The sequence below is a fragment of the Faecalibacterium prausnitzii genome (genome assembly GCF_003287495.1).
In the GTDB taxonomy this organism is placed as follows: domain Bacteria; phylum Bacillota; class Clostridia; order Oscillospirales; family Ruminococcaceae; genus Faecalibacterium; species Faecalibacterium prausnitzii_I.
In genome coordinates this window covers 162832-189829 of sequence record NZ_PRLE01000003.1, presented here as the reverse complement: position 1 = coordinate 189829, position 26998 = coordinate 162832, and the positions used below count along the sequence as shown (strand labels likewise).

Genomic DNA, 26998 nt, shown 5'->3' with positions numbered 1-26998 from the left:
GCAGACGTATATACATCTGCTATTTTTGCGTTGCAAAATGCTTGTTGGGAAATCCCAAGCCCTTTCAAATCTGCACCGTCCCGGCGCAGGCTGCGCGATGGAATCGCTGAATAGCACAAAGGCATGTTGGAGTCCAGATGTAAAGAAAAAACGGCAAAGTTCGCAATAGAACCTTACCGTTTCTGGGAATGCTGCACAGCAGCACCGTATTATTTCTTTTGGTTTATTATTTCATAACTGCGTTCAGCAATGTCTGATAGTCACTCACCACATCGTATACCACGTTTTCATCGTTCAGTGCCTTGAAATGTGCACGGGCACAATCAATTTTCGCCTGTTCTACCGGGGTGATGTGATTGAGCTTCATGGAATCCAGTGTGCCTTTGGTTTCAGCAACAAAGTAGATGTGCTTGACTGTGCCCTCATAGAACGCAATCGCCCAGTCGGGATTGTATTTTCCAACAGGTGTGGAAATATAGAATCCATCTGGCAGCTTTACATAGACTGCCACATCACGGTTCGTATCGAGGTCGGCGGCAAAATCACGCTCATTAGTAGAATCGTAAATCAAATGGTCATATAGATGCCGCTGTACTTTCATGACGTTCGTACCGAGTTTTCCCTTCAAGGTCGGCTCAGTGAAAATGTCCGTATCGTAATGTTCATCCAGAATATTGTAGGTGATATGCTGGATGATGGCCGTTGCCTTTTCGTCATTGATGAGGGCAGCTGCTTTCAGAATGAACTCTTCCGGGTTATCCTTGAACTGATCGAACACCGCTTTTTCAATGCCGACCAGAATCTGTACAATCGCCTTGCGGGTCAGCTTGGTTTCAGCCACCAGCTTGCCAATCAGGTCATACTTGACGCTCTGGCTGGCGTGAATTTTGGTCTGTGGGTCATATTGATGCTGATCCGCTTTTGCGAAAGCAGAGCCATCTAACAGAGAATCCTTGGATTTGATCTCCGTCATTTCACCGGATTCTACTTTGAAGTAAATCTTTGATACATTCAGATTGCGGTTGAGCGAGCGAATGGACTTTTGCACCAGTTCATCTGTGTCAAAATCCACCACATAAACCGATTTCGGGCTGATTTTATTCCAAAGGGCCTTGAACTCCGGCATGGCCAGCTTGTCCGGGTCGATTTTTAATTCCACATTGTTGGAACGTGCATTTTCAGGCAGCATGACCTTATCGCTGTAAACAGAATCCAACAAATCAATGACCGATGCTGCACAGTCTGCAACTTCTTCTGCCACCTGCACCGCATGGTTTGCATGGTCGGCATAGTACTTGTCCGTCAGCGCACCATGGCGGTCCACATAGCCATTCTGCACCAGATCAAAGTAGATGGCAGCGGCGGTGTCAGTATCCACGATCTGCTCGTTGCCGTTTGTATCCGTAAGAACTCTGCCAACAAACAAGGCTGCATCCACCTTTCTGGGGCGGTTCGCAACTGCTTCGGCCAGTTCGCTTTGCAGGCCTTTGGCGAAGCTGTCATAACTTTCGCTGGCAATGACAGTCAGGATGTTGATGTTATGCACATCGTTGCCCAGAACATTCGCATCCATGCGTTCGCCATTCTGGTTGACGCACAGACGCAGGCCGCGGCCAACCTCCTGCCGTTTGCGGACTTCACTGCTGCTCTGTTTCAGGGTGCAGATCTGAAACACGTTCGGATTGTCCCAGCCTTCCCGGAGGGCAGAGTGTGAGAAGATAAAGCGCACGGGGGAACGCTTGGGGTCACGGTCAAGAAGAAGCTCCTTGTTTTTCATAATCAGGTCATAGGCACTGATGTCATTGGAGGTTTTCTCCCGCTTGTCATCGCCTGCAACCTGATTGACAAAATGACCTTTCTTATCCACCGAAAAATAACCCGCATGGGTATCGTGTGCAGAAATTGCTTTCAGGTAGCGGATGTAATCATCCTCGCCCAGCGAAAGCTGCATCTGGCCGACAATATCCTCGTACTCCTGCTCAAACATCTCTGCATAAATGCCGTTGTAAGGCTGGCCTGCGGCATCGTAGCACTTGTACTTGTCCACCTCGTCAATAAAGAACAGGCTCAGCACTTTAATGCCCTTGTGGAACAGCTGACGTTCCCGCTCAAGATGCGAAAGGATCGTTTCCCGAATCTGAATGCGGCGCAGCTGGTCCTCGTCCACCTTGCCGACCACATCTCCGGCAAACAATCGGACACCATTCAGAAATTCAATGTGGTTGTCCCGGCCATCAATCTCTTTCACCACATAGCCATCCTTATATTCGTCCAGATTGCCGGAGTGGTCATAGAGGTTGAATTTCAGCCCAACGGTGCGCGTTACTTTGCGCAGGCCGGATTTTCCCTTGCAGTCGAACTGGATCGTTGCCGTAGGGTCTGCCTTGGAAAGATTGATGCTTTCCAGATAGACAAACCCATCCGTAGCGGTACTGCCGGATTCCGTAATGCCTTTGACCACGATTTTCTTGACCAGACGCTTATTATAGGCTTCCATTGCATCCAGCCGGTAGACCATGTTGTAGATGCTGTCCGCGCGGTGGGTAGCCGAGTAGCGCAGGGTGATCATCGGGTTGAACTCTTTCATCCGCTCTTTGGTCTGCTTGCCCTCCACTGACTGCGGTTCATCAATAATCAGGATCGGGTTTGTCTTTGCAATAATGTCAATGGGCCGACGGGAACGGAACTCGTCCAGCTTCATATAAATACGGCGGGCGTCTTTGCCTTTGGCATTGAACGCCTGCGAATTGATGATCATGACATTGATGGAACTATCCGAGGCAAAGCGGTCAATTTCCGTCAACTGTGCGGAGTTGTAGATAAAGAAGCGGATCTTCTTGCCGTACTCTTCTGCAAAGTGATCCTGTGTGACCTCAAACGATTTATACACGCCCTCACGGATGGCAACACTGGGCACGACCACGATAAACTTACTCCAGCCGTAATGCTTGTTCAGCTCATACATGGTCTTGATATAGGTGTAGGTTTTGCCGACACCTGTTTCCATCTCAATGGTAAGGTTATAGTGTCCCTCCAACTGCTTGGATGGTTCAATCTGGTTGGTGCGCTGGATTTTTTGCAGGTGCTCCAGAATAATACTGTCGTTCAGCTCTGGTACAATCTGTTCATTGCGCCAGCCTGTGAAGCTTGTTTCCATATCAGTCTGGTAAATGTCGCTGCCGTTGTCGATGTGGTAATTCATAGTCAGGTAGGGCTGGCCCGCAAAGACGTCCACCACGGCTTTTGCGGCATCTGCCTGAAATTTCTGGTGTTTGAATTGAAGTTTCATCTGCTGTTCTCCCTCAAATCACCTTGACATCGGTATCTGGCGCATACAGCTTGAAAATTTCAAACACGTTGATCTTTTCCGGGCTGCTGGCAAAGGAAGAATCCCGGAACACTGTACGGCGCGGCTTGCGCTTGGCGATTTCCTTGATAACATTTTCCGGCACATTGCTGTCAAAGCAGGCAATCAGGGCATCAGGAACATTCAGCGCAGCATCACCGGGTGCGTAGGTATGGACAGTGCAGTTGTCGATTTTCTCAGACCGATACGGCATGGACAGCGGCAGACCCCAATCCAGCAGACAGCCAAATAGCAAATCAAGGTCGGTGCGGTCCTCCTTGATGTTACTTTCCAGCTCTTCGAGGTTGGTCTGGGAGTATTCTTCGGCAGAATAATAGACGTCCTTCATATTGGTATCGTCCAGCTTGAAAACACGGAAGCCAATGTCCAAATTCTGCGTTGTTAACGGACTTCCCTCTCTGACTTTTTCGCCAGCCCTGCGAATACGCTCTTTGCCAATATCGCAAATGGTTTTATAGCCAGCTTTGTAGGCTTCGCTCTTTTCATCGCAAGGCTCAGGCAACTGCACCATAATAAATTTACGGTGGCCACCATCCTCTGCGTTTAATTGCATAACAGCATGTGCAGTTGTAGCCGAACCAGAGAAGAAATCGAGAATAGTATCGTTTGAAGATGTTACATAAGAAATCATTCTTTTTATAACTTCATGATCCTTTGAGTACTCAAAAATTCCCTTTCCAAGAAGATTTTCCATCACAATAGACGATTGAAGATAACTTTTGTAAAAATATGTACCCATTACCTGCTTACCAACATTCTCATCTTCTGGGTCAGCAGATTTTCCGGGCTTTCTAACAAGATAAGTTTTCTTTATTGGAGGAAGCGTCTCATCCTCTCGAAAAACTACTTTTCCCTTATTTATCATTTCTTGCATTTTTTCAGGCGTTGAGTAACGCCAACCTCCCGGCGGCACAGCACAAGGCTTTCCGGTTATCGGGTGAATAACATCATAGGATGGCCCTTTTCCTCCGGGCCAAGACATGTTGTCGTCTCTCCAGACACCATTTTCATCTACTTTATTATAGCGTGAAAGCTTTTTTGCAGGATGATCTTTCGGAAGGTGTGAATAAAAATCTTGCAAGCCATCTTGAATCTTTGCGCAATCAGTTCCATATAGTTGTTGAAGCCTAAGGTATTCAGCGTATATTTCAGCTGCTCCCGGTTTTTCTTCTCTAAAATATACATTATTTCCCAAAAGACTGGCTACTGACTTTGCATAAACAAGCATATACTCATGTCCAGTAGAAAAAAATCGAGCATCATTTTTTCTGGTTTTTTCCCAAATTAAGCACGCAAGAAAGTTTTCATTGCTAAAAATTTCACCACATATATTTTCAAGGTTTTTCTGCTCATTATCATCAATACTGATAAAAATAACGCCATCATCTGTCAATAGATTTCGTGCCAGCATCAGCCGGGAATACATCATGCTGCACCAGTCAGAGTGAAACCGTCCGTTGCTGTCATTGTTCTTGAACAGCCGATTCTCGTCCTCGTCATACATCCCCATCTGACGGTTTTCTTCATCCTGCGAACGCATAAAATCGTCTGCATAGATAAAATCATTGCCCGTATTATACGGCGGGTCAATGTAAATCATTTTGACTTTGCCCAGATAACTCTCCTGCAACAGCTTGAGCACTTCCAGATTGTCGCCCTCAATGTAGAGATTCTCGGTATCATCCCAGTTCTTGCTTTCTTCCGGGCAGGGGCGCAGGGTCTTGCGGATTGGCTTGTTAGCTTCCACAATGGAGGCCTTTTTGCCCACCCATGTAAACTCGTATGCTTCATCTCCGTCTACAACGTCCGGCGAGAGCATCTGCTTCAGCAGTTCAAAGTTGATACCGCGCTTGTAAACCTTGTGGTCGGGGGTGCTTTTCTCCTCGTCCAGCATTTCTGTGATGCAGTTGGGGAAGAGCGCGGCGATTTTATCAATGTTCTGGGCTGTCAGGTTGGGGGTCTGAAGGGGAAGTTTGTTTGACATTTTTATCCTCCACAATTTCTTGAATGGATTTTTTTGCAATTTCTCTTAAATCCGTTAAACTTAATCCGTCATATAAAATTGAGCCAATCAGCCCTTCGCAAAATAACAAGTAATGTGTTCGTTCATCAATATATTGAACGTAAACTTTTTGATATATATCACTATGATTTTCTTGGGCATCTATACCGCCTGTGTATTCTGTAATCTGTTCGTTAGCGAGCCTAGTCAACTTTTTTATAAGCGGAATCACTTTGCTGCCGTCGACACCTACATTTCCAGAAAGATCAGCAATTAACAATTCTTGCAGGGAGATCAATTTCAACTGATGCTCACATAAGCGAGTTATCATAATTCCCTTTGAATCTGTACATGTGCAAATAGACGCAATGGTTCCCATGTTACATAAATGCTCAAATTCTATAAATTCGGAACGTATTCGTTGAACGCGCTGTGTTTTGTCATCAATAATTCGTGTGACAATTGCATCACCGCTGTTCTTGGCTGCTAACAGGTTTTGATATAATTGATTTCTGTCGCTTTCCTCTTTGATCTTCTGGTTTTGCCAAACAGCCAGCAAACCAAGGGCTACTGTACTGGCATAGGTTAAAATATCGCCTGCACCCCATTTTGCATGAAATATTTCACTGGAAGCCGACTTGCTAAAAAGACATTGGACGATAATTGCAAACAAAATGCTTATCCCGGCCAACAGATAAATCCACTTGTTTCTTTCCCAATGCCTTCGTATACGTTCTTTCACTGATTCTGTAAATCCTTTCGCATTTCATCGACAGACTTTCCAAGGATTTTTGCTTCGAGATAATATGCTTTCCACTGCAAATCTTGGTACAGGTTTTCTTTTGATGCTTGTTGAATTGAAACACCAGAAGGAACATTTGCATGAAGCAGATTCCAAATCATTTTATTATCTGGATGCTTTGCGTTTACTTCACAAATCTTTTGACGCGCCGCATCTTCATTAAACGGAATGGTTTGCAAAATTTTCTGAATATCGTCAATAGTTGACCGCATATCTGCTATTTCAGCGGCGGTATGAACCGATGAAAGATTGTTATCCATCTTATAACTCCTCCTTTGTAAGTTGTTCCAGATTCTTTTTTAATTGTTTCAGTTCCGCATTCATCTCCACCTGACGATTGAACTGTTTTTCTTTCCGAATCTTATTCTCCAACGCCGCAATCTGCTTTTGCAGCTTTTCACGTTCCGCAGAGCGTTGGATGTTCTCCGCAATGCTGTATGCGGCACTCCAGCTCTCACCCTGCAATCGGGCAATCTGCCGCACCAGTCCATCGTAAACCGCCTCTAAGCTCAGGCCGCTTATCGTAAGGGACAATTCTGTTTCTGGCATCCAGTCTGTATGCAGATAACGGCTTACCTTGGCACTGCTGTTCGCAGATGTATCTTTACAGCCGATCCAAGCCTGCACCTTATTCTCATAAGAAAGAACAAACAGAATGTGATAGGGGATTTCACTGTCGATTTGGCGCAGAACAGCTTCATCCAGTTTTGGTCCGGTCAGACACAGCTCGAAAATCTCGATCTCTGTCACCCGCTCTCCGGCAGTGAGATTCAAGGTGGACACGGCCAGCTTGTTGCGCCAGTAGATACAGCGCAGCTGGTCTGCAAACAATCGCTTGACTGCCGCTGGAACGGCAGCGTTTTCATAGAACTTCTGTTTCAGAATCCGTTTGTTAAACTCCGTGGAGGGTGGAAAGCCCAGCATTGATCTCACCTCTTATTGTACCACAAGGAAGCAAATCAGTTCAAAGTCATCCAGCCCGGAAATCGAAGAAAGCAGGGCCGTCGTACCGCCCATCTTGAACAAACTGTCAATGTCGCTCTCTTCCTTTGCATCCAGAATGGAACGGATGGCCTCGCTCAGCAATTCAGAATAGGCAGACATATTCTTTCCATCGTCCGTGGCCTGATTGAACTGTTGGCAAAGGCTCTGGTCGGGTTCGGTTTTGCCTTTGCAGAGCAGCCGCAGACGATCCAGCAGCTCTTTCGGAGAAAGATAATCGCAGACAGTCGAGCCATCCTGCCCAATATAAACCATGTAGAATGGATGCAGACGGTTTTGCTGATCCACATTGATCTCATTGTTGATGTTTTTCAGAACAAAGATCACACCCGGAGGTGCATCGGGCGTAGATGCAACAATTGCGTGCATCCCAAGCGGCGTATGCTCCACATCATCGTGTTTCTTCATATAGTCCAGCCGGAACTCGTTCAATCCCAAGTCCATAATGGAAATGCCGCCCGACATTTCTTCCAGATCGACCACCTCATTTTTCAGCCGTTTGAGTTGTGCGCTGCGATATTCCAAATCGCCTTTTTCTTCCGGGCTGATGAGGTTATCATCCCCTGTGGAAGTCATGACCGTCAGCTTCATCCGGGTTTCCACGCGGCCTTTCAGGTTGATGTACTCATCCAAATCCACATCCGGCCAGAAGTTGACCAACTGGATGCAGCGATTCTGGCTTCCAATGCGGTCAATGCGGCCAAAACGCTGGATAATGCGCACAGGATTCCAGTGAATATCATAGTTGATCAGATAATCACAGTCCTGCAAGTTCTGACCTTCGGAAATGCAGTCGGTGGCAATCAACAAATCAATATCCGCATGGTTTGCGTTCGGCAGGCTGTCCCGCCGCTTGGAAATGGGCGAAAAGCAGGTGAGAACTGTATTCAGATCACCACTGAGTTTGGGAATGGTTGTTTTACCATCCACGCTGCCGGTGATTTCGGCAGTGTTCAGCCCAAACGCTTGCTTTACATAGCCGGAAATATTCTGATACAGATAGTCAGCAGTATCTGAAAACGCAGTAAAAATAATGATTTTCCGGTTGCCGGGATTGATGGGATGCCTTTGCTTTTCGTCAATCAGGCGCAGCAGTTCTTGCAGCTTGGCATCGTATGCAGGGGTGATATCCTGCACCATCAGGGAAAGAAGCTCCAGATTTTCAGCATCCTTTTCCAGATCATGCAGCCACGAAACATGATCCATATCCGCAAGATCAATCTTTACTTTGCGGCCGACTGTAAAAATGTCGTTGTTCTGGTCATCATCATCCCAATCGGTTGCATCGGAAATGTCGTTCAGCTCCAGCACACGGCTGCCATTTTGATAGGAACGTACCGATTGCATGGTATCTTCAATCAGTTTACTGATTCGGTCAATCGTCAGCCGGAACGCATAAACAGAACTTTCCAGCCGTTTGAGCAGGTTAATGCTCATCAGACGGCGGATTCCCTCTTCACGGCCTGCCTGCGTCAGTCCCTTTCCATGCTGGCTGGGGTCGATGTATTTGGAGATCCGAGAGGACAGAATAAAGCTGGTTGGTGTGTAAATGTGCAGCGTCAGCGAATCCAGTACGTTATAAATCTGCTGATAGTTGATTGCATTATCAAGACTTGTCAGGCACGGCTGCACAGAGATCGGCTTCAACCGTTCCGGGAAAGTACCAACATCAGAAATATTATAGTATTTTTCGATATGTCGGCGAGAACGTGCAATCGTCACACTGTCCAGCACCTCAAAGAAATCGAAGTCCAGTGCCGCAAGCAGCGCATTTGTGGTACGCTCTGTGACAGGAAGCTTGCTCCATGTATTGAAAGCCTTTTGCACCTGCCGGAAAATTTCATCAATCGGAGACGAAGTATTCAGCTTTTCATTGATTTTTCCGGCATCTCCCTCATAGGCAAGCGCAAGCTGGTTTTTCAAATCCACAAAACGATTATTTACGGGTGTTGCCGAAAGCATCAGCACCTTGGTGCGCACCCCAGAACGAATCATGCGATTCATCAATTTTGTGTAGCGGTTTTCTTTCTCATCAGTAGAGGTATTACTGCCATTGCGGAAATTGTGGCTTTCATCAATCACAACAAGGTCAAAGTTCCCCCAGTTAAGTGCAGCAAGGTCAATACCGTTAGAGGTTCCGCCGGAACGGCTCAAATCTGTATGGTACAACACATCGTAACGGAAACGGTCTTCTACCAGTGGATTGTTGACGTAGTTGCCTTTATAGATGTTCCAGTTTGCGGCCAACTTTTTGGGACAGAGTACCAAAACGGATTTGTTGCGATTTTCATAGTACTTGATTACAGCCAGTGCAGTGAACGTCTTGCCAAGGCCCACGCTGTCTGCAAGAATGCAGCCGTTATACTGTTCCAGCTTGTGGATAATGGCCAACGCTGCATCTCGCTGAAAATCATAGAGCATATTCCAGATTTTACTCTGCTTGAAGCCTGTAGCTTCATTTGGGAGATTATCTTCTGACACATCCTCCAAAAATTCACTGAAAATATTGTAGAGGGTGAAGAAATAGATAAAGTCCGGGCTGTTTTCTCGATAAGCTGTGCTGATGCTTTGCAATACAATGTCTGTAACATCCTGAAGTCGGGAAGAATCATTCCAGATTTCATCAAACAGCGACAAAAAGTAACGGCCGTTTTCAAAGGCTTCGGTTCGCTGAACAGGGTAGTATGCGTTGTTTCCGCGTTCACAACCAAGGTCAACCGTTGTAAATCCACTGATTGGCATATAGGAGCTTTCACCAACCGTCATAAAACCGGGCATTTGCTCTCCACTGACGTTGGAACGAAATTTTACTTTCCGTCGCACCCAGTCGGCACATTCTTTCGCCAGTGCTTTTTGGGTGAGTTCATTCCGCAAGCGAACCTCAAATTCTGTGCCGTAAAGGCTCTTTTCGCGGGTCAATTTCGGAATATAGAACTCTCGCCGCTCTTTTGGCGTGTTTTCCTGCACAAAGGTCGGTGAAGTAAAAATAAAGCGAAGTTCCGCGATTTCTTCCAACTGTTTCTTTAATTCCTGATACGCATAAATGGAAAAACAGGCCGCAGCAATGGACACGCGGCTCCCTTTCTGCATAGTATCCTGTAAATCTTCCCGAACAGTATGGTTGATATTATCCAGAATTTTCATAGAAGAGTCCCCGCAATCGACTGACTAAAGCGAAAATTAACTTTCAACGACAAGATACAACAACTCATTTTAATGATACTCTAATCAGGTCGGAAAATCAATCGTTGCTCAGGCAGAAAAAGCTCAGCAGGTACTAAACAGATAAAAAGTTTTGAATTTGGCCTTCAAATAATGTATAATGAATTTACAAACGCTAAAGATTAAGAAGCGAGCAGGTGATACCATGCCTTTCCACCACGACCATTACATTGAAGCCTCCCATGTTGATTACAAGGAACGCCTTGAAGAGAAAAAGCCGCGCAGCTGGCTGAAATCCGTGTCGGCATTTGCCAATACCGAGGGCGGACACCTGATTTTTGGCGTAAAGAATGAGCCGCGCGAGGTCGTAGGATTAGAAAATCCGCAGGCTGTGGTGAGCAGATTGACGGAACTTATCAAGGTCCGCATTGACCCTACACCGCGCTATCGAGTGCGGGAGGTCGAAATAGAGGGCAAGTCCTGCGTTGATCTGGAAGTACAGGATGGTCCGGCGTATCCATATTATTATGCCTTTGACGGTTCCCATACGGCCTATGTGCGGCATGGCGACCAGTCCGAAGAAGCCACTTCACGGGAACTGAACGAATTGATTTTGCAAGGCATGAACCAGACCTTTGATGCCCTGCCCAGTTCTTATCGAGTGGGTGATGTCAGTTTTACACTGCTGGCCGCGACGTTTAAGAATCTGAAAAAAGAGGATTTCGACCTTGAAAAAGACTTGCCCTCCGCAGGATTGGTAACAGATGATGGACAAATCACGAATGGCGGCCTGCTGCTTTGCGATCAGGGCGTTCTGAAACAATCCCGTATTTTCTGCACTCGCTGGAAAGGCAATTATAAGGGCAGCATTGAAGAAGATGCTCTGGATGATAAGGAATTTCAAGGTGCAAGTCTGATCACGCTGCTGCAAAATGCGGAAGATTTTGTCCGCAACAACAGCAAAAACCCATGGAGTATCCGTGGTATGACCCGTGAAGAACGCAGTGACTACCCGTATAAGGCCGTTCGTGAGGTGCTGGTCAATGCGCTGATCCATCGGAATTATCAGATTCTTGGTTCGGAGATTCATGTAGAAGTGTTCGATGATCGGCTGGAGATCACTTCACCGGGCGGCATGATGAATGGCCGCAGGGTGCAGGATATGGATATCCGGCATATTCCGTCTATGCGGCGCAATCAGGTGATCTCGGATGTGTTCTCACGGCTTGGCTTTATGGAGCGCCGTGGCAGCGGCATTGACCGCATCCTGAACTCTTATGTGGAAGTGGCTCAGAAGCCGACATTCTACTCGGATTCGGATTTCTTTATCGTCACACTGCCGAATAGAAGTGTAGCGACTCCGGCACAGGTCAGTATGGAAAGTGTGGCAAGTGATAGTGAAAAAGTATCGACTTCTGAGAAAAAAGTATCGACCTCACCACTTGATGTATCGACTTCCAAGGAAAAAGTATCGGCTTTGATGCAGGCAGAAGCTAAACGAGATAAAGAAATTGCGGATTTCAGTAAAATGGTTGATACACTCCCACTAGCTAATAGCACAAAAGTGAAAATTACAAAATTGTTCAAAAAATATGGCTACCGATATACATTCAACACAAATAATGTTGAAAATGTATTTGAAGTAAAAGAGGCAAGGGCACGTGTGGTAGTTCGTCAAATGAGAGAGTACGGATTTGTAAAAAAAGAACAATTTGGTGTTTACAGGTTTGTGAAAGAATAGAAAAGTTCGCTTTTATGTTTTTTATGGTTTAGTTAATATAATTTAAATTATCATAATCGAAATTATATTAACCGCCTACGCAGAAATGCCCACTCCCCTGAGAACTTCTCAGACGAGTGGGCATTTTTCTTTCCGTGTATCAAATTTGACTTTGCGGTCACTCAAACCGCCATCAAGTCATGGATCAAAAATCATCATTTTTCATTTGTCCCAGAGTAAGTGCACGGTTTCTGCACTGTTTTTGCACTGTTTCAAGGGATGCAAGGGGCACTCTGACTTGCAAAATACGACAAAGGGTGCAGAAATTGCCGGGCGAAAAATCACGATGCTTTGCGCAAAAATAACGTAAACTCGAAAGTTTCAAAATCAGAGTACCCAGCCTGAGGGGCTCTTTTAATCAGAGGGCCAGGGATTCGAGTTCCCTCGAGCGCACCAAAAAACCGCGAAGATTCGTTAGAGTCTTCGCGGTTTTTTCTTTTCCCGAATCATTGTACACCACCGGAGCTGACATTGAAAATGCAATCGTACACTGCTATAATAAAATTGTGGTATTATCACCAAAAATTCAAGATGCAAAGCGTTTGCGATTGGCAAACATTCAGGAGGAACGCATGGTAACAGGAGCCATTAAAAATAAGGTAGACAAGATCTAGACAGACATCTGGGCAGGCGGCATCACTAATCCGCTGACCGTCATTGAACAGCTGACCTATCTCATGTTCATCCGGTCGTTGGACGAGAAAGAGCTTGCCACCGAAGATTTTGAGAACATGGCGGGCGAAAAGATGGAGCACATCTTCCCGGCCAGCGCGGCAGGGCAGTCTATGCGGTGGAGCCGCTTTAAGGATAAGGACTCCCGCGAAATTTTCCTGACCATGCAGCAGCGGGTGTTCCCTGCCATCAAAAAGATGAAGTATGGCCGTCTGCCGGACTTTGATGCGAACGGCGAGCTGGTGGAGATCGCAGACGACCCCACCCGCCCGGATGAGGGCAACACCGCCTTTGCGCGGTACATGGACGATGCCATGTTCCTCATCCCCACGCCGCAGGTGCTGCAAAAGATCATCACCGGTTCGGAAAGCTGGGTGCCCCCGCTATGGGCGTTACCGGTGCTGCCATCGCCACGCTGGTTTCCCAGCTTTTGAACCTGCTTTTGTCTTGATAGGCTTTGCGGTCTGCCTTCAAAAGGAAGCGGAACGCCCGCTCACCGTGGAGATTTGGACACGGTGGGCGGACGTTTTATGTTTATTTTCCGAGTACAACGGAGAGCCTGATCTCCTTTTCCGTCTCGCTCAGGTCAAGAGCGCCGCCATCGGCGACGGTCACGCGCAGCTCATAGAGCGTACCGGCGGTAAGTTCCGTTACAGCCTTGCCGTCCTCGTCTGTGATCGACCACAGTGCAGGATCGACCTTTGCCAGCTTGCCGTCCACGCCATAGGCGTAGAGGGTCAGACCGGAGGTGCTGCCGGACAGGTTATTCATGCGGAAAGCTACCGTGGTGTTGGGATGTACGTTGCGGACGGTCACAGTGTTGCGCCAGCTTGCAACGGTGCCTTCGCCGCCGTCCTGCGCAAACTGTTCCTGCGAGAGGACATTTCTTGCTGCCTGATCAAGATCGACCTTGCGGTAGGGCATTTCGGGCAGATAAACGAAACGGTCCTGCAAACGAAGCAGTTCCAGATAGCCTGTCGGGCAGTAGAGCGCATTGCCGCTGTTGCCGGCATACATTCCAATGGCCATGTTGTTATAGCCGTACTTGTTGGAAACATCCATCGTGAAAACAGTCTCGCCGGTTTCAAAATCCAGAATGATGTACTGCCACATCCCGGTGGTCACATCCTGCACATAGCCGTAGATATAGCCCGTTGCGGTGGAAAGCTTCAGGATGGAGGTGTCGCTCAGGTCGTTCCGGCTCCAGATGCTCTTCATCTCGTAGCCGTTTGCGGTCTTTACGGTGTCCATGCGCTCGATGCCGGGGGCGATCATAACGTTGCCCTTCATGAGCCAGTTCTGGTCGTAAATATTGGCGTAGCTCTGGATGGAGGAGTCGTTGTTGGGGTCCGCCAGACCTGCATTGCCCGCGCCAAACCAGTTGCAGACGATGGTGCTGACGGTGCCATTGCCGTCGTCATAGACGATGGCAGAGTTCTCAACGGCTACCTGATAGCCCTCGGGCAGGTCATCCAGCACCGGGGCGCTTGCCACGACCTCGCCGGTCTTCATATCGAGCGCAAGAAGGTTTACGATATCCTGATTATCGGTGAACAGCACAAGGTTCGGTGTCAGTGTGGGAGAGCAGCCGCCGCCCCATGCAAGACCGCCGCCGGTGGTCTTATCGCTTTCGCCGCTCACCTTTGCACCCGCGCTCTCATAGGGCGTGCACCACACAACGTCTACGCCTTCTTCTGCGCGCAGAAGATAGCAGTTCTGGTTGGTGAGGACCACCGCACCGTCCTTGGAGGCGGCGATGCCGTTTTCAGCGCCCTCGCCGGGGGTCAGTTCGTGGACAAAAACAGCCTTTGAAAGGTCTGTCTGCTCGCCGTTCAGGATCGCATCAATGGCCGAGCGGGCAATATAGCCGATGACGCCCTGCTGCTGGCGCTGCGGATAAATGCGGAAGCCGCCCGTTGCAAACCAGAGGTTTCCGTCATAGTCAAAGACCACGGACAAAAGATTCTGCGTCAGTTCTTTTCCAAGCGCGGCTTCGGCGGCAGCTTTGATATCAATGTCCAGCACCTTTTCAAATTCGGGCAGAACATTGCCGTTTTCATCTGTTGCACGGAGCATCAGCACATGGTTGTTGCTCGTGGGGCAGACGATGCGGTTGGACGCGTCCAGGAAGGTATAGGAGCTCTGGATAACGTAACCGCCGCCGTCATGCTTCTTTGGCGAGAAATAGCCGAGCGTTTTTGTTTCTTCGGCGTTCAGGTCGCGGATGGCGATGCCGCCCAGCAGCGGCACAACGGCATGGCCGTAGCTGTCAAAATAGATAGCGGGAGAAGCATTCGCGTTCGTCGTCTCATAGGAAACATTGATTTCGGGATAGATCGCAAGCGGCAGGATCTCATCCGTTGAATCTGTGTTGTAGCCGTCGTGATGAATGTTTGCATCGCTCTTGGCCATGTAGGGGTTTTCCTCCACCTGCTTGGGGTTCAAGGCCTTCACAGGCAGTGCCGCAGAGGTCGTCTCCGCAGCAGAGGGCTGCACCACGGCGGACGGTGCAGAGGGCTGAGAAGCGGCGACACTGTCTGCGGGCGCCTGTGTACCGCCGCAGGCGGCCATGGAGAGGCACAATGCTGCGGTCAGCGACAAGCTCAACGCAGAGTGGATGATCTTTCTCTTTTTCATAAGTCGTTCTCCTTGTTGTGTTCGTTGCGGTCAGGTCGGCGCTGCTCTGCCGGATTTTTTTGATCCAGCCAGATGCAAAAACCCTGCCGCAAAGCGGCTTCGGTCACTGGCTCCAGCAGAAAGTAGTCTGCACGCAGCCGGAAGGCATGGAGCGAAAAATTCAGATCGCTGCACCAGATAACGCGTGTTTGGGGACAAAGCGCGCGCAGATGCTCTACTGCATTCAATCCATCCACCCCCGGCAGGGCGATCACGGCATTTGTCAGCGGCTCGCAGCGCGCGGCTTCAAAAAAGCTTTCCTGATCGTGGTAACAGTCCATTTGGGGAAATAAACAATGCTCGGCGCAGAACTGCAAGATCTGCTCTGCCCAAAAAGCTTCCTGCGCCCTGCTGTTTGTCAGCACGGCGATTCGATACACAGCGACCCTCCTTTCTTCTGCCGTTGTTGAGGTTCTCTGTCTGAGGTTCTCTGTCTCTAGTATACGGGCGGATACGGCTGTTTCAAGCTGTTTGGCACGAAAGCCCGGTTTCCGTCACGAAATCCCGTTTTCTGCTGCGACAGAACCGGGCAACTGTGCTATAATCAGGATGAAAGAGTTTATAAAGGAGGTTGGAAGCTATAACAATAGCTTCTTGGTACAGCATGAGATTTGCGATCGTCGATGACCTTGGTACGGAGCGCACGCTGCTGAAAGAGCGCTTGGCACGGCAGCTGCGCCAGCGCGGTACAGAAGCAGAGCTTTTAGAATTTGACAGCGGAGAAGCTTTTCTGGCGGCAGAAGAAGCGCAGCGCTTTACCGCCGCATTTTTGGATATTTACATGGATGGTTTAAGCGGCATGGACGCGGCAAAGGAACTTCGGAAAACAGACGCAGACTGTCTTCTGGTTTTTACCACCACCTCGACAGACCATGCACTCGAGGGGTTTCAGGTACGGGCATTTCATTATTTGGTCAAGCCCTTTTCAGAGGCCGAGTTGTCCGGTCTGTTGGATGAAATGCTCGCAAAACTCCCCCGCCCGGAGCCGGTTTTGACGGTGAGGGTGGATGGCAGCGACATCCATTTGCGCTATTGTGATATCATATCCGCCGAGCATTTCGCCCACATCATCAATATCCGCACCACTGCCGGCAAAACGCTTGCCATGCGCCAGAGCTTCAAAGCGTTCACCGAGCCGCTCAAAAAAGATCCGCGCTTTTTTGTTTGCGGACGTGGCGCGATCATCAATATGGAGAATGCTGCCGATTTTCAGGATGCCGCTTTCTGTATGACGGACGGCAGCCAGGTCTATGTCAGTCAGGAGCTTTTGAAAGCCGCCCGACAGGCGTTTATGGAATTTCTGCTGCAAAGGGGGCGTGTGGGTTGAAGGATGTTCTGCGCCCGATCCTGGAGCTTACCGTTGTGTTTCCCGGCCTGCTGCTCGCGTATTTTCCGGTGCGCTCCTATCTGAAGCAGTCTTCCGCAAAGCTTGCGGTATGGGAGGTGCCGCTGCTGTTCGGGCTTTGCCTTGGCGGCGGGCTGTTTTGCTATCATTTCGGTCTCTCGACCGCGTTCCCCTTGCTGCTCATAACGATTGTGACAATTTTCCTGTATCTCAAAACGCTGCGGCTCTCTCTCTGGAAATCCGGGACCATCGCGCTGGCGGTCTGCGCGGTATTTGCGTGCCTGAATAGCTTGTCCCGGGCCGTTGGTACGGCGATCACGATCCGGCTGCAGCTGCCGCCGGACAAGCCGTGGTTCTGTTTTAGCGCCTGCATTTTTTATAACGTGATCTGCTGGCTGACCGCTGCTGCAGCCTATTATCCTTCTACCCACTCAGTGCGCGCAATGGTGGAGGATGACAATTTTGCGCAGACGTGGTATGTGTTCTGGGTGCTTCCGATGGTGTTCATCCTGCTGAATCTTTTTATAACCCCGCGCTACCAGATAACACTTCAGACAGGCCGGGTCTTGCAGGTCTACATCGTTATGAGCATCGCGCTTTTGTTTCTGATGTTCATGTTCAATGCGATCTTTCTGCTGATGGCAAACAGCCTTAACAAGAATGCAAGATTGCAGCAGGAAAACCAGTTTCTTTCCATGCAGCAGCAGCGCTATCAAAGCCTGAAAGCCGCCATTGAAGAAGCCCGGCAGGCGCGGCACGATATGCGCCACCAGCTGAATCAGATCTCCGCACTGGCCGAGGCAGGAGATCTGGATAACCTGAAGGCTTACCTTGCAAAAACGGTCTCCCGGATCCCGGATCTGGATATGAATTTCTGCGAAAACCGTGCAGCGGACAGTGTTGTCGGCCATTATTGCGCCCTTGCAAAGCGTGAGGGTGTTCCCTTTTGTGCCAAACTCGACTTACCACAGGTGCTTCCTGTGGACGAGATCGATCTGTGTCTGGTGCTGTCTAATCTTCTGGAAAACGCATTCGAAGCCAGCCTGCGCACCACACCCGCCCGGCGCAAGATCGGGATCACCGCGTATGTCCATGCCGAGCGGCTTCTTTTGGTCGAAGTAGAAAACGCATTTGACGGTGAAGTCAACGAAAAAAGCGGGCTCTTCCGCTCGTCCAAGCGAAAGGAAAACGGGATCGGCATCCAGTCTGTCCAGCATATTGCAGAAAAGACCGGCGGTGCAAGCACATTTACCCATCAGAATGGCGTTTTCTCTGCCAAGGTCATGCTTTGTGGAGAAAAGCAGCCGCCAGAGACCGCAGACAGCACCACGGAGTTGTACGGAAAATGTGAAAAGCAATGCGGAAAGCGCAGAAACTTGCCATATAAAAAGTGGAAACTTCATTTCCCAAATGGCAGCCTCCATGCTAAAAGCGGCAAGTGACAGATACAAAATGCCATGATACAAAAAATGCCCACTCCCCTGAGAATCTCAGACGAGTGGGCGCTGTTTTATAAATCTCTCAGTGGTGGCAACCGCCGCCGCAGCCATGCTCACCGCGGTGATGGCCCGCTTCACGCCTGTTTTTCGCGCGGAGCCAGCAGGGAGTCGATGGTTTTCACCAGTGCTTTGCCCCGGCGGCCCAGGAGCTTGGGCAGCAGGATCCGGGCCATGGCCCAGACACCGGCAAAGTTGTACAGGATGATGCCCAGCGTGATGAGGCCGGTCCAGAGGCCGTAGAGAGGCACCTCGGCCAGCAGGACAAGAGCCTCTCCGGCCAACACTGCAAAGTTGAGCAGGACGCGGGCGGGGTGGATGCTCATGCCGATCATGTTGTGGGCGTCGATGGCGCGGATGGTGAACACCACGCCCAGGCCCAGGAACGACGCGTAAGTCGCGCCCACAGGACCCCACCACTTGATGAAAAAGTAGTTCATGATGCAGTTGCTCACGGCACCTGCCAGCATGGTCCAGAGGCTGTGGGTGGATTTTTTGTTGACGACGTAGACGCTGTTGAGGAACTGGTTGAAGCAGCTGCAGGTGGACGCCAGTGCCAGGAACGGCACAAAGTGCCAGGCAGTGTAGTAGTTGGACTTCATGATGTGCATGACCGGGCGGCAGAGCCAGATGATGCCCGCCGCGCAGCAGAACAGCACGCTGGAATAGGTGCGGAAGATTTTTGTAAAGAACTGGGCGCGGCCTTCCTCTTCCGTCACGGCGGAGAGCTGCCAGGCGTCGTAGAAGATCAGGCCCAGGGTGGTCAGGATGGTGGGCAGGAAGTAGCCGGTGGAGAGCAGGCCGCTCCAGGCGTCGCCGCTGTGGCCGTCGATGCCGTCGCACATCTCACGGACAAAGAACAGGTCCGATGCGTTGATGACCCAGAAGCTGATCTGGGCCGGGATCATGGGCAGGGAGAAGCGGAGCATCTGCTGCCAGAGGTTCTTGTTCAGGCCCTTGAGCTCCACATAATTCCACAGCTTGCCGGTCAGGCAGAGGAAGAGGACGCTGACGAGGTCGCCGCTGATGATGGCCAGCAGGTAGCCGTTGGCACCCAGCTGGAAGCCCACCAGATAAAGGACGTAGAACATCAGAGTGGCAAAGGTGCAGAGGATGCCGTCGATGGCCACCAGCTTGTTCCACTGGCGGCTGCGCACAAACTGGGTGCAGAGGGTGCGCAGACAGCTCATGAGGATATAAAGGTAGATGAGCATGCCGTACTGGGCCATATCAGGCAAAAACTGCACCACTGGCCAGAAGATCACCAACAGGCCGAAACCGGCCAGAATGGTGAGCAGGCCATTGGTGAACACCTGCTTTTCGCTGTTGCCCTTATCCAGACCGAACCGGATGATGGCGTTGGACATGCCCATGGAGACAAAGGGGATGAGCAGGTTGGCGTACTGGCTCAGGATCTTGGCCAGGCCCAGATCGGAGATCTCGGCCATGGCGTAGGTCAAAAACGGCTGGACGATCAGTGTCAGCAGCTTGGACGAAAAGCTGGAGATGGCAAAGATCAGGGTGTTGCCTGCCAGCTTGCTGTATTTATCGCTGGATTTCTGATTTTCGTTTGACATAGTTGTTATGATACTTTCTGCCCTCTATCGCAGGGCTCGCTCTTATTTTAGGAATTCCCGCCGGGCTTTCCAGTCCGGCAGCAGCTTTTCCACTTCGGCCCAGAACGCCCTGCCGTGGTTGGGCTGCAAAAAGTGGCAGTACTCATGTACTACCACATAAATTTGTGCCGCGGGCGGCATGTTGTACAGCTGCAATGCAAAGGTGATCTGCCGCTTTGCCATGGCGCAGACACCCCAGCGGCTGACCATGCTCCGCACCTTGATGGTGGGTTTCTGGCCGCCCAGCACCTCGGCAAAGGCCGGGTACACGGCGTCGCTCATGGCCGTAAAATAGGCCAGCGCCACCTCTTTGGGCGGCAGAGGCGTTTCCGTCTGGCGTTCGGCGCGGGCCAGCTGCCGGGCCTGCGCCTCGGCGATCCACTGGGCCTGCTCGGCCACAAAGCGGTCCGCCTGGGCCCAGTCCATCCGCAGGGGGATGCTGACGGCCACCGAGCCGTCCCGCCGGACCCGCAGGTTGAGCTTTTTCACCTTGCGGCGGGAGCACTCATACCAGATGCCGCCGGAGCACCGCAGCCGCGGTGCCGCTGTTCTGCCTGCCATGGAGTCAGGCGGCGCTCTCGGCGCGCTTGCCCAGCGGCAGCTGCGCCAGCACCACGGCGGTAAAGATCAGCGCGCAGCCGATGCCCTCCCGCGCCGAGAGGCTCTGGTGCAGGATGAGCCAGCCGCCAATGGCGCTGAAGACGCTTTCCAGACACATGATGAGGCTGGCGATGGCGGGGTTCAGGTCTTTCTGGCCCAGAATTTGCAGCGTGTAGGCCACGCCGCTGGAAAAGACGCCGCAGAACACGATGGGCCAGGCGTTGGCCGCAAAATCGGCCAGGGTGGGCGTCTCAAACAGGAACGCGGCCAGGGTGCTCTCGATGGCCGTGACCAGGAACTCCAGCAGGCTCAGGCGGACACCGTCCACCAGCGGGGAGTAGTGGTCCACCGCCATGATCTGGAAGCTGAACAGCACGGCGCAGCCCAGCAGCAGCCAGTCGCTGAGCTCAATGCTGCCAAAGCCGTTTTTCATGCAGAGCAGGTAGAGCCCGGCCACCGCGATGACCATGCTCACCCAGAGCTGCGCGCTGTTCCGCCGCCCCAGTGCCAGCCCGAACACCGGCACCAGCACCACATACATGGCAGTGAGGAAACCGGCCTTGGCCGTGGAGGGGTTGAGGATGATGCCCATTTGCTGGGCTGCCGAGGCAAGGAAGAGGAACGTGCCGCAGACGACGCCTGCGGTCAGCAGGGTCTTGCGGTCCTTTTTGGCCTTGGGCCAGCCGTAGGGGGCACCTGCCCGGCGGTGGAGCGCGTCAAACACATACATGGTGGGGATCAGCACCAGCACAGCCAGCCAGCTGCGTCCGGCCAGGAACGAATAGGCTCCCATGCCGGAGCCGGAGCTCTGTGCCACGAACGCGAAGCCCCAGATAAAGGAGCAGAGCATCAGCAGCAGTGAATTTTTGGTCTGTGTCGTCATCCGGCGATGCCCTCCACTTTCAGTCCGCCGTAGAGGTAATAACGGCTGGAATCGTAGGAGATGGTGAGCCGGTAGCTGGCGGCCGGGTCCAGCCCGCCGATGGAGCAGCGGTAGTTCTGGCCGTCTGTCTTGATATAATAGGTGCTGCCGTCCACATACTGGGCGCCGCCATCCACCTTGCGCCAGAGGGCGATTTTATACTTCTGGGTGCCCTCGGCGGTGCCGTAGCCTGTGAGGGTGATGACGCCGTTGGGGGCCGTGAAGTAATCGGTCTGGCGGCTCCAGATGCCGTTGAAGACGATGTTCAGGCAGCTGTTGACGGCTGCCGCGGCATACTTGGCCGAGGGGTCGCCGATGCCCTCCAAGCTGAGGGGGTCGCTGGTGAGCTCTGCCCACTGGGTGGTATCTTCTTCCTGCACGGTGTCGGCCTTGCCTGTGGCCTGGTCGATCACAGCGCCCAGCGTGTCCTTACAGCTGTTCAGCGCCAGCAGGACCACCAGCACGATCACCACCGGGATGATGACGCGTTTTGCGTTTTTCATAACTTTGTATCCTCAAAACATTTTGTGAAATTTCCGTCTTTTTATCATACCGCATTTTTGGCCGCGTTACAAGAGAAAGCCCCTGTTCCGCGTGGCTTTGGGTCGGTTTTCACCAAAATTTTGCCCGGGCTCAGGCGTTTGCCCGGGCCAGGGCCTCCCGCTCGGCGGCGGCCTGCTCCGGGGCGGCGCTCCCGAACAGGGAGCCGTACCGGTAGAGCGCCCAGCCGCCAGCGCCCTGGGCACGCAGGGTCTCCACCTGCTTTGCCAGCGCGCTGCCCGTGCTCCACTGGCTGGTGCTGTCCTCATTGGCACCGCCGTCTCCGGTGCCTACCCGGTAGGCACCCAGCCCGAAATAGAGGGCCACGTTCCCGCTCCGGGGCATGGCACACCACGCGGGCACGATGTTTTCAAAGGCAAAGCGGGTGCTGCCGGATTTTAACGTATAGCCAAAGCCCCAGTAGATCTGCGGACAGAGGTAATCCACCACGGCGTCCTCCCCCTCAGCCGTCAGCCAGCTGGTCACATCGCTGTACTGTTCGGTGAGGTCGTTGTCCGGGTTGCCCTGAGGGCTGATACCGAACCGCAGGGTGGGGTCGGCGGCTTTCACGGCGTCGTGGGCCGCCTTGACAAGGGCGGTCACGTTGGCTCGCCGCCAGCTGCCCAGATCCCCTGCCCCGCTGGCCGCAAACCGGGCAGCGTCCAGTGCCGGATCTGTCGTCGGGTAAAAGTAATCGTCAAAGTGCACGCCGTCGATGGCGTGGTTCTGCACCAGCTCGGCTACCCCCTGCACGACATAATCCGCCGCCTCCGGGATGGCCGGGTTCAGGTAGGCACTGCCGTTGTCCGGGTTCTGCCACACCCATTCCGGGTGGGTGTTCATCAGGTTGTTTTCCGCAAGAGCGGCGGGCATGGAGGCCGAACCTTTCAGCCGGTAGGGGTTGATCCACGCTTCCACCGAGAGTCCCCGCCCATGGGCCTCGGTGAGGAGGACGTCCAGCGGGTCAAAGCCGGGGTCCTGCCCCTGCACGCCGGTGCAGAGGTGGCTCCACGGGAAAAGCTGACTGCGGTAGAGCGCGTCCCCAAAGGGCCGCACCTGTGCAATGACCGTGTTCAACCCAAGGGAGAGGCAGTTGTCCAGCAGCTGGGCCGCCCCGGCCCGGAACGCCTCTTCCGAGGAGAAATCCAACTCTGCCCATTCGAGATAGCTGACCCAGACAGCCCGCCACTCCCCGGCCGGGAGGGCCGGATCAGGCGCTGTAGGCGCGGGGCCGGGTGCTTCGGGGGGAGTAGCTGCCGCCTGTGTGCCTCGGCGGAGGAAAAACGCCCCCGCCGCGCAGGCTGAAACACCCAGCCCCGCCAGAAAGGCCCGGCGGCCAAAGCGGCGCCGGGCGCGGCGGGCAGGCCGTCGGGACCGTCGGCGCTGGGTCATACGGTCTCCTCCTGCCCCTTATACAGAGCCAAAGCAGCCCAGCCCCGGGCGCAGGCCAGCAGCACCCAGAGGATGTTGGTCCAGAAACTCATGGCAGACATGCCGCCGTAGACCGTCAGGAGCAGAAACAGCAGGTGGAGCGCTTCCGAGATGCCCACCAGCTGAAGCTGCCGCTGGATGGGCTTGCCGTGCTGGTATTCCACCAGCAGCAGGGCGGGCCAGGCCAGCGCCGAGCAGAGATAGCCCAGCCAGCCGCTGATCATATAGCTGAACAGGAGCAGCAGAAAGACAAGGAAATAATTCCGCTTGTCCTTGGCGGGGGCACCCTTTTCCGCCGCCAGGAACAGCGCCGCAATGGCTGCCAGACAGAACGCGATCTGTTCCAGCAGGCCGAACGTCTGCCCGGCCAGCACAAAAAATCCGTTGAGCATGGACACCGCCGCCGAGGCCAGCAGGAAAAAATACCAGGTCTTGCGGGTGAAATTCAGTTTCATAAAGTTCCTCCTGCCTGCAAAAAGGCGCAGACTGCCTTTGAAATTCAGATTTTTCAAATATTATATCACAATTTCCGGCGGGTTGTGTTACAATAAGGAAAACTTGACCTGAAAATCACCTTGGGGAGGCGCACATGAACGCTGTTTTTTCCATTATCATCCTGATTGCCGTCATCGGGCTCATCATTTTCCTGCTCAGCCGCCGGGAGAACACCCGCCGCAGCCAGTACGGCCCCGCCGGGCTCAGCGAGTTCCGCACCGACCTGCCGCTGGACGACTGCTTTGACCGGCTGGACCAGCACAGCGAGGACGACATTTTCGCCTATGAGTGCCGCCGGGAGAACGACGGCGGTTTCCTGCTCCACCTCACCCTCCACCAGCCCACAAAGCAGCCGCTGGATACCCTGTACACTCTCCGGCTGGATCCCGGGCGGCAGACCGTGGTGACGCTCATTTTTATCCGGGAAGCCTTTGGCTATCAAGAGCCGCTTTTCCCGCCCGCCATGCTGGACGAGTTCCTGCTGCAGAAGCTGGAAGCGCACCGCACCAAATAAAAAACGGAAAAACGCTTTTCATTTTTGCGTTTTTTTGTTATACTATCCGTTGTGGCAGTGCGCGGGCATTGCCGCAGCCGTAAGGGCCATTAGCTTAACGGTTAAAGCACGCGGCTCATAACCGCAGGAGTGGGGGTTCGAATCCCTCATGGCCCATCTGAAAAAGACACCCACTCGGGTGTCTTTTTTTTATGGCGTCAGGACTGGAGCAATTCTTTTAGCTCCTCCGGGGTGTTCACGCTGCACACCACGGCATCGGGCAGGGATGTCCCCTCCAGGGAGACGGCCTGCCCGCCGACGGACTGGAACAGCCGCCCAACGCGGTGTTCCCCGGCGGCGTGAGCCGCTGAATCGGATAGCGACCAGTTGCGTTCTTTACGGTGGGCGGTTATGGGATTCAGAATGTTATCCACCGCCACTCCTCACTTTCGTACAATAAACTTTTCGCTTATGATACCGTACTACGCACAAAATTATGATCCTTATTGAAGATTGCATGAAACTGTGCTATGATAAAATTGGTATATTAGGTTTTAGAGGACGTGAACGAGCAGTATGAAGAAAACAAAAGAAGGAATTCATTTGAAAAAACGCCTTAGGCTGAAGAATACCGACAGTATCTTTGTGATTGCGGGGCTTTTGATCATTTTTGTAATAGCGTTGTACACATTTATTCTGCAAAGTTCTTACACGAAGACTGCCCTTGAAACAGAAATCACACGTGACACAGCGAGTGCAGATGCAGTACACAAACTTGTGGATGGAAGCATCGGCAAAGAAGATTTTGATCAGATCAAAGATCAATCGGATGAAAAGAAGCAATTATATAAGGATATTTCTTCCTATTTCAATGAGATCAGAACACTGAATTCGACTCGATATATTTACACCGCTCAAAAAAATGAAGAAGGAAAACTCGTTTATGTGGTAGACGGTTTGGATCCGAATGCGGATGATGTAAGACACCCTGGAGATTATATTGAGGAAGAAATGGTTCCGTATATTGATAGGGCTATTTCTGGGGAGACTGTGTACTCTCAGGATATCATTGATACAACATGGGGTCCGATTTTTACGGCTTGCTATCCTGTAAGAGCAAATCATGATGGGACAGGAGAAATCATTGGCGCATTTTGCATTGAAATGGATATGCAATCAGCTTATGGAATGGTTGAAAAGACGAATCATATTTCCATCATCTGCGGTTTAGTCGCAGGAGCGGTATTGCTTTTCATTTGTCTATATACCTATTATGTTTACCAGAAAAACAAGGCGGAAGAGCAAAAACAAAAACAATTATTAATGAACGCCGCTGAGGAAGCAGATGCTGCCAACAAAGCAAAATCTGCGTTTTTGCTTAGTATGAGCCATGATATCAGAACGCCGATGAATGCCATTATTGGATTTACAAACATTGCGCTTCACCAGAACACGGTTTCAGAGATTCATGATAGCTTGGAGAAAGTTCAAAAAAGTTCGAATCATCTTCTCTCTTTGTTGAATGACGTTCTGGATTTTAGTCGCATTGAAAGCGGAAAAGTTACGATTTCGCCCGAGCCAGTGGACATTACTCAATTGGTAGATAACGTCCTGGCGATTATGAATGGACTTCTTTGTAATCGAGATCTTAAGTTTGAAGTACATCGAGAAAGCCCAAAGAACCCCTATGTCCTTGCGGATGTTGCGCGTATCCGAGAAGTTTTGGTGAATCTTCTTGGCAATGCTGTGAAATTCACAAAGGACGGCGGAAAGATTACTTTGGATATCAGCAGTTACCCAGGAGCGGATGAGAAACATATCATAACTCGTTATGTTGTTCGAGATAACGGGATTGGCATGAGCGAAGAGTTCCAGAAAAAATTATTCGCTCCGTTTTCACAAGAAGATGATTCGAATGCCAGAACCCAATATAAGGGAACCGGTCTTGGTATGGCCATCACAAAAAAATATGTGGATATGATGGGCGGTTCCATTGCTGTTGAGAGCAAAAAAGGTGTAGGTTCTACCTTCACAGTGGAGATCCCACTGGAGTTGACAGAACAGGTGATTCCATCAGAACAAAAACAACATCTACAGAGAGATTTGACGGGGATTCATGTTCTCATGGCTGAGGATAATGATCTAAATGCTGAACTTGCTACGATGATACTGGAAAATGCTGGTATGACCGTAACACGCGCATCAGACGGAAAAGAAGTTGTGAATTTGTTTAAAAATCATCCGCGAGGCACATACGATTTTATTTTGATGGATATTATGATGCCAAACATGGATGGACACCAAGCAGCAAAAGCCATTCGAGCCTTGGGGATAGAGCGGTCCGATGCAGTTACGATTCCAATGATCGCTTTGTCTGCAAATGCTTTTGTAGATGATATTCAGGAATCCCTGGCTTCAGGCATGAATGACCATATTTCCAAGCCGATCAATATGGAGGAATTGATCGATACGATCACGAAATACATCAAACACGATTAGGAAAACAAAGTCGATATGAAACGGAGAGGCTATGGGAGCCAGCAAACGGATCTGTCCGAACTGCAGTCGCAAATGAAACAGCAGTTCATCGGGCTGTT

General features: G+C 51.2%; 20 protein-coding genes, 1 tRNA gene and 1 pseudogene. 7 read left to right on the top strand and 15 right to left on the bottom strand.

The genetic code is table 11. The features are described 5' to 3' along the window. Window positions 1-226: 226 nt before the first annotated feature. From C4N22_RS06785 to C4N22_RS06760, 6 genes are all read right to left on the bottom strand, one after another. On the bottom strand, window positions 227-3289 hold the full coding sequence (locus C4N22_RS06785) for a type III restriction-modification system endonuclease (protein WP_112148426.1): 3063 nt from the start codon (window positions 3287-3289) through the stop codon (window positions 227-229). A 13-nt stretch (window positions 3290-3302) separates the two neighbouring features. Continuing rightward, the gene (locus C4N22_RS06780) at window positions 3303-5351 is read right to left on the bottom strand and encodes a site-specific DNA-methyltransferase (RefSeq protein ID WP_112148425.1); all 2049 of its coding nucleotides are present in this window, start codon (window positions 5349-5351) and stop codon (window positions 3303-3305) included. Next, window positions 5299-6042 carry a hypothetical protein gene (locus C4N22_RS06775; protein ID WP_146746516.1) on the bottom strand — a complete coding sequence of 248 codons (744 nt, stop codon included), beginning with the start codon at window positions 6040-6042 and terminating at the stop codon, window positions 5299-5301. The genes C4N22_RS06780 and C4N22_RS06775 overlap by 53 nt, the downstream gene beginning before the upstream one ends. Before the next feature lie 65 nt (window positions 6043-6107). Further along, window positions 6108-6431 carry a hypothetical protein gene (locus C4N22_RS06770; RefSeq protein WP_112148423.1) on the bottom strand — a complete coding sequence of 108 codons (324 nt, stop codon included), beginning with the start codon at window positions 6429-6431 and terminating at the stop codon, window positions 6108-6110. Between the two features lies 1 nt (window position 6432). Beyond that, window positions 6433-7095, bottom strand: coding sequence for a DUF4391 domain-containing protein (locus C4N22_RS06765; protein ID WP_112148422.1), 663 nt, complete (start codon window positions 7093-7095; stop codon window positions 6433-6435). A 12-nt stretch (window positions 7096-7107) separates the two neighbouring features. Further along, window positions 7108-10317 (bottom strand): helicase-related protein, encoded by a 3210-nt coding sequence (locus C4N22_RS06760; RefSeq protein WP_112148421.1) that lies wholly within the window; start codon window positions 10315-10317, stop codon window positions 7108-7110. A gap of 223 nt (window positions 10318-10540) precedes the next feature. On the opposite strand from C4N22_RS06760, the gene C4N22_RS06755 reads away from it, so the two are divergent. After that, window positions 10541-12076 (top strand): ATP-binding protein, encoded by a 1536-nt coding sequence (locus C4N22_RS06755; protein WP_112148420.1) that lies wholly within the window; start codon window positions 10541-10543, stop codon window positions 12074-12076. Between the two features lie 659 nt (window positions 12077-12735). Then, window positions 12736-13149 (top strand): annotated as a pseudogene (locus C4N22_RS06750) (type I restriction-modification system subunit M N-terminal domain-containing protein); the annotation flags it as partial. Window positions 13150-13321: 172 nt separating this feature from the next. Here C4N22_RS06750 and C4N22_RS06745 read toward each other — a convergent pair. Both C4N22_RS06745 and C4N22_RS06740 read right to left on the bottom strand, forming a co-directional pair. Further along, entirely contained in the window at window positions 13322-15424 is a 2103-nt protein-coding gene (locus C4N22_RS06745; protein WP_112148419.1) for a hypothetical protein, read from the bottom strand. Beyond that, complete coding sequence (locus C4N22_RS06740; RefSeq protein WP_112148418.1) at window positions 15421-15843, bottom strand: response regulator; 423 nt, start codon at window positions 15841-15843, stop codon at window positions 15421-15423. Before C4N22_RS06740 ends, C4N22_RS06745 begins: the two co-directional genes overlap by 4 nt. A gap of 191 nt (window positions 15844-16034) precedes the next feature. On the opposite strand from C4N22_RS06740, the gene C4N22_RS06735 reads away from it, so the two are divergent. Next, window positions 16035-16790, top strand: a complete 756-nt coding sequence (locus C4N22_RS06735; RefSeq protein ID WP_347476102.1) for a LytR/AlgR family response regulator transcription factor — start codon at window positions 16035-16037, stop codon at window positions 16788-16790. Continuing rightward, a complete protein-coding gene (locus tag C4N22_RS06730; RefSeq protein WP_242980975.1) occupies window positions 16787-18250 on the top strand; it encodes a sensor histidine kinase in 1464 nt (487 codons plus the stop codon). The genes C4N22_RS06735 and C4N22_RS06730 overlap by 4 nt, the downstream gene beginning before the upstream one ends. Window positions 18251-18381: 131 nt before the next feature. Here C4N22_RS06730 and C4N22_RS06725 read toward each other — a convergent pair whose 3' ends face one another. From C4N22_RS06725 to C4N22_RS06700, 6 genes are all read right to left on the bottom strand, one after another. Then, the gene (locus tag C4N22_RS06725; RefSeq protein ID WP_112148416.1) at window positions 18382-19881 is read right to left on the bottom strand and encodes a lipopolysaccharide biosynthesis protein; all 1500 of its coding nucleotides are present in this window, start codon (window positions 19879-19881) and stop codon (window positions 18382-18384) included. Window positions 19882-19923: 42 nt separating this feature from the next. Beyond that, window positions 19924-20481, bottom strand: coding sequence for a M48 family metallopeptidase (locus C4N22_RS06720; RefSeq protein WP_112148415.1), 558 nt, complete (start codon window positions 20479-20481; stop codon window positions 19924-19926). 4 nt (window positions 20482-20485) lie between these two features. Beyond that, window positions 20486-21403 (bottom strand): DMT family transporter, encoded by a 918-nt coding sequence (locus C4N22_RS06715; RefSeq protein WP_112115544.1) that lies wholly within the window; start codon window positions 21401-21403, stop codon window positions 20486-20488. After that, window positions 21400-21945, bottom strand: coding sequence for a hypothetical protein (locus C4N22_RS06710; protein WP_112148414.1), 546 nt, complete (start codon window positions 21943-21945; stop codon window positions 21400-21402). Before C4N22_RS06710 ends, C4N22_RS06715 begins: the two co-directional genes overlap by 4 nt. Window positions 21946-22075: 130 nt before the next feature. After that, on the bottom strand, window positions 22076-23374 hold the full coding sequence (locus tag C4N22_RS06705) for a glycoside hydrolase family 10 protein (protein ID WP_112148413.1): 1299 nt from the start codon (window positions 23372-23374) through the stop codon (window positions 22076-22078). Next, complete coding sequence (locus tag C4N22_RS06700) at window positions 23371-23868, bottom strand: conjugal transfer protein TraD (protein ID WP_112148412.1); 498 nt, start codon at window positions 23866-23868, stop codon at window positions 23371-23373. The genes C4N22_RS06705 and C4N22_RS06700 overlap by 4 nt, the downstream gene beginning before the upstream one ends. Before the next feature lie 134 nt (window positions 23869-24002). Here C4N22_RS06700 and C4N22_RS06695 point away from each other — a divergent pair, with 134 nt between their 5' ends. After that, a complete protein-coding gene (locus C4N22_RS06695) occupies window positions 24003-24422 on the top strand; it encodes a hypothetical protein (RefSeq protein ID WP_112148411.1) in 420 nt (139 codons plus the stop codon). Window positions 24423-24505: 83 nt separating this feature from the next. After that, a tRNA-Ile gene (locus C4N22_RS06690) sits at window positions 24506-24578 on the top strand. Between the two features lie 41 nt (window positions 24579-24619). On the opposite strand, the gene C4N22_RS06685 is transcribed toward C4N22_RS06690, so the two are convergent. Then, a complete protein-coding gene (locus tag C4N22_RS06685; RefSeq protein WP_112148410.1) occupies window positions 24620-24835 on the bottom strand; it encodes a hypothetical protein in 216 nt (71 codons plus the stop codon). Between the two features lie 142 nt (window positions 24836-24977). On the opposite strand from C4N22_RS06685, the gene C4N22_RS06680 reads away from it, so the two are divergent. Then, window positions 24978-26900, top strand: coding sequence for an ATP-binding protein (locus tag C4N22_RS06680; protein ID WP_112148409.1), 1923 nt, complete (start codon window positions 24978-24980; stop codon window positions 26898-26900). Window positions 26901-26998: the final 98 nt, after the last annotated feature.

What these genes read in the sequence shown, in the direction of transcription:
- C4N22_RS06745 (WP_112148419.1), bottom strand. Translation starts at nt 15,424, where the DNA reads ATGAAAAAGAGAAAGATCATCCACTCTGCGTTGAGCTTGTCGCTGACC.
- C4N22_RS06700 (WP_112148412.1), bottom strand. Translation starts at nt 23,868, where the DNA reads ATGAAACTGAATTTCACCCGCAAGACCTGGTATTTTTTCCTGCTGGCC.
- C4N22_RS06725 (WP_112148416.1), bottom strand. Translation starts at nt 19,881, where the DNA reads ATGTCAAACGAAAATCAGAAATCCAGCGATAAATACAGCAAGCTGGCA.
- C4N22_RS06680 (WP_112148409.1), top strand. Translation starts at nt 24,978, where the DNA reads ATGAAGAAAACAAAAGAAGGAATTCATTTGAAAAAACGCCTTAGGCTG.
- C4N22_RS06695 (WP_112148411.1), top strand. Translation starts at nt 24,003, where the DNA reads ATGAACGCTGTTTTTTCCATTATCATCCTGATTGCCGTCATCGGGCTC.
- C4N22_RS06780 (WP_112148425.1), bottom strand. Translation starts at nt 5,351, where the DNA reads ATGTCAAACAAACTTCCCCTTCAGACCCCCAACCTGACAGCCCAGAAC.
- C4N22_RS06785 (WP_112148426.1), bottom strand. Translation starts at nt 3,289, where the DNA reads ATGAAACTTCAATTCAAACACCAGAAATTTCAGGCAGATGCCGCAAAA.
- C4N22_RS06760 (WP_112148421.1), bottom strand. Translation starts at nt 10,317, where the DNA reads ATGAAAATTCTGGATAATATCAACCATACTGTTCGGGAAGATTTACAG.
- C4N22_RS06710 (WP_112148414.1), bottom strand. Translation starts at nt 21,945, where the DNA reads ATGAAAAACGCAAAACGCGTCATCATCCCGGTGGTGATCGTGCTGGTG.
- C4N22_RS06765 (WP_112148422.1), bottom strand. Translation starts at nt 7,095, where the DNA reads ATGCTGGGCTTTCCACCCTCCACGGAGTTTAACAAACGGATTCTGAAA.
- C4N22_RS06720 (WP_112148415.1), bottom strand. Translation starts at nt 20,481, where the DNA reads ATGGCAGGCAGAACAGCGGCACCGCGGCTGCGGTGCTCCGGCGGCATC.
- C4N22_RS06755 (WP_112148420.1), top strand. Translation starts at nt 10,541, where the DNA reads ATGCCTTTCCACCACGACCATTACATTGAAGCCTCCCATGTTGATTAC.
- C4N22_RS06770 (WP_112148423.1), bottom strand. Translation starts at nt 6,431, where the DNA reads ATGGATAACAATCTTTCATCGGTTCATACCGCCGCTGAAATAGCAGAT.
- C4N22_RS06715 (WP_112115544.1), bottom strand. Translation starts at nt 21,403, where the DNA reads ATGACGACACAGACCAAAAATTCACTGCTGCTGATGCTCTGCTCCTTT.
- C4N22_RS06705 (WP_112148413.1), bottom strand. Translation starts at nt 23,374, where the DNA reads ATGACCCAGCGCCGACGGTCCCGACGGCCTGCCCGCCGCGCCCGGCGC.